Origin of the sequence: Variovorax sp. efr-133-TYG-130, assembly GCF_030208835.1 — a bacterium.
GTDB lineage: Bacteria > Pseudomonadota > Gammaproteobacteria > Burkholderiales > Burkholderiaceae_C > Variovorax.
In genome coordinates this window covers 1-2883 of the sequence record NZ_JARVTD010000046.1, presented here as the reverse complement: position 1 = coordinate 2883, position 2883 = coordinate 1, and the positions used below count along the sequence as shown (strand labels likewise).

2 protein-coding genes are annotated in these 2883 nt (G+C 68.1%); both read left to right on the top strand.

Going from position 1 to position 2883, the window contains the following annotated elements:
- Positions 1 to 257 (top strand): phosphopantetheine-binding protein (locus QRN67_RS31950; RefSeq protein ID WP_285415022.1); only part of this gene is annotated, 257 nt, incomplete at its 5' end.
- Positions 258 to 2883: condensation domain-containing protein (locus tag QRN67_RS31945; RefSeq protein WP_285415021.1), on the top strand; the 2626-nt coding region annotated here is incomplete at its 3' end. It abuts the gene before it with no gap.

The window sequence follows — 2883 nt, the reverse complement described above, 5'->3', positions numbered from 1 at the left end:
CCCAGGTGCTGGGCCTGCCCCAGGTCGGGCGCCACGACAACTTCTTCGAGCTGGGGGGCCATTCGCTGGCCGCACTGAGGCTGCGGCAGCTGGTAAAGGCGCGTCTGGACGTCGACCTGCCGCTGCAGCGCTATTTCGAATGCCCGAGCCTCGCGGCCTGCGCGCAAGTGGTGGCGGCCGAAGGCCGTGCACAGGCTGCGCAGGACGGCTCGGAGCTGGATCGCATGGATGCATTGTTGGAAAGTCTGGGAGCCTAAGTGAACGCACGCAGCACATTGATCGCACAACGCTTTGCCGAGCTGCCGCCGGCCAAGCAGAAGGAAGTCATCGCGGCGTTGCGACAGCAGGGCATCGACTTCGGCCGGCTTCCCATCGTGCCGCAGCCCAGTGGAGCGGCATTGCCGCTGTCCTATGCACAGGCACGCCAGTGGTTCGTGTGGCTGATGGAGCCCGTCAGCGCGGCGCATCACATCACGGCCGCACTGACGCTGAAGGGCCATCTGGACCAACATGCGCTCGAAGCCAGCCTGGCCGCATTGGTGGCCCGGCACGAATCCCTGCGAACCAACTTCAGGGCCGACGCCGATGGCGTGGCCGAACAGGTCGTTCGCGCCGAGGCGATGCCCGACCTGCGGCAGGTCGATCTGAGGCCCCTGCCTGCAGGTGCCCGCGCAGCCCGGGCACAGGAAGAAGCAAGCCGCATGGCCGGCGAGGCCTTCGACCTGGGTACGGGTCCGTTGCTCCGCGTCGGCCTGATCCGGCTGGACGAGCAAGAGCAGATCCTCGTGCTGGTGATGCATCACATCGTGGCCGACGGATGGTCGATGCAGATCCTCATCGACGAGTTCGGCCGGCTCTACCAGGCGCATGCGGCGGGACAGGCGCCAGCGCTCGCCGAGCCGACGCTGCGCTATGCCGACTACGCCGCATGGCAGCGCAACTGGCTCGATGCCGGCGAACGCGACAGACAGCTCGGCTACTGGAAAGCGCAGCTCGGCACCGAGCAGCCCTTGCTGCAATTGCCTGGCGACCATCCGCGCCCCGCGCAAGGGCCCTACCGGGTGACGCGCCACCGTGCCGCATTGCCGCCGGCGCTGGCCCGCGAACTGCGACGCAGCGCCACGGCGCACAAGGCCACGCCGTTCATGCTGCTGATGGCCGCTTTCCAGGGCCTGCTTCATCGCTACAGCGGCCAGACGGACATCCGCCTCGGCGTGCCGGTCGCCAACCGGGACCGGCCCGAGGTAGCCGGCGTGGTGGGCATGTTCGTCAACACGCAGGTGCTGCGCAGCACGGTGGCCGGCCACATGACACTGGCCCAGGTGCTGGCGCAGGCGCGCCAGGCCGCCCTGGATGCGCAGGCCCACCAGGACCTGCCCTTCGAGCAGCTGGTCGATGCCCTGGCGCCGCAGCGCAGCCTGAGTCAGCCGCCGCTGTTCCAGGTGATCTTCAATCATCAACAGCAGGACCTGAACGCGATCGCGCAACTGCCCGGCCTCGCGCTGGAACCGTATGAAATCGAGGAGCAGGCCGCGCCGCTCGAACTGGCGCTCGACACGCTGGAAGAGTCCGGCGGCGGGTTCAGCTTCGTCGTCACCTACGCCAAGGCTGTGTTCGAGCCGCGGACCATCGAGCGGCTGGCGGCGCATTACCTTGCAATGTTGCAGCAGATGGTGAGCCGGCCCGGGCAGACGCTGCGCGAGGTCGAGTTGCTCGACCAAGCAGAGCGCGTGCAACTGCAGCGCTGGGGAACGGGAGAGCGTGATTCTCGAGAAGAAGTCGCGCTGGTCCATCGCCTGGTGGAACAGCAGGCACACGCGCGGCCGGACGCCACCGCGCTGATCATGGGCGACGTCGAACTCAGCTATGGCGAACTCAACGCCCGCGCCAACCGGCTGGCTCATCGCCTGATCGCCCTGGGCGTGCGCCCGGAGAGCCGCGTGGGCCTGGCGGTGGAGCGCTCCATCGAGATGATCGTGGCGCTGCTCGGCGTGCTCAAGGCGGGCGGCGCCTATGTGCCGCTCGACCCCGGCTATCCCGCCGAACGCTTGGAGTTCATGGCAGCGGACAGCGGCATCTGCCTGCTGCTCTCGCAAGCCCGTGTGCGCGATCGCCTGCCGGCCAGGATGCGCGAACTCCCCGTGATGTTGGTGGACGCAGGGATGCTGGGGACGGGACGCACGGACAACCCCGAGGTGGCGCTGAACGGCGAGCACCTGGCCTATGTCATCTACACCTCCGGCTCGACCGGGCAGCCCAAGGGCGTCGCCGTAGCGCACGGACCGCTAGGCATGCACATCCTGGCCGTGGGCAAGGTCTATGGCATGACGCCGCAGGATCGGGAGCTGCAGTTCGCCTCCATCAATTTCGATGGTGCGCACGAACGCATCTGGACGCCGCTGGCCTTCGGCTCGGTGCTGATGCCGCGCAGCGAAGAGCTGTGGTCGGTGCAGCGCAGCCACGAGGAAATGCGCCGCCACGGCATCACGATCGCCTGCTTCACGCCGAGTTATCTGCAGCAACTGGCCGAGGGCATGGGCGAGGAGGGCCATGTTCCCTCGCTGCGTTCCTACACGGTGGGCGGAGAGGCGACTTCGCGTACCGCCTTCGATCGCGTGATGTCGAACCTGCGCCCGCCGCGCGTCATCAACGGCTACGGGCCGACGGAAACGGTGATCACGCCGACCATCGCCAAGGCACACGCGGGTGAGGGCTTCGACGCTGCCTACATGCCGATCGGCTCACCGGTCGGCGACCGCACGGCGGTCGTCCTCGACAGCGAGCTGAACCTGGTGCCGGCCGGCATGGCCGGCGAGCTGTATCTGGGTGGTGCCGGTCTTGCGCGCGGCTACCTGAACCGCGCAGGCCTGACGGCGCAGCGCT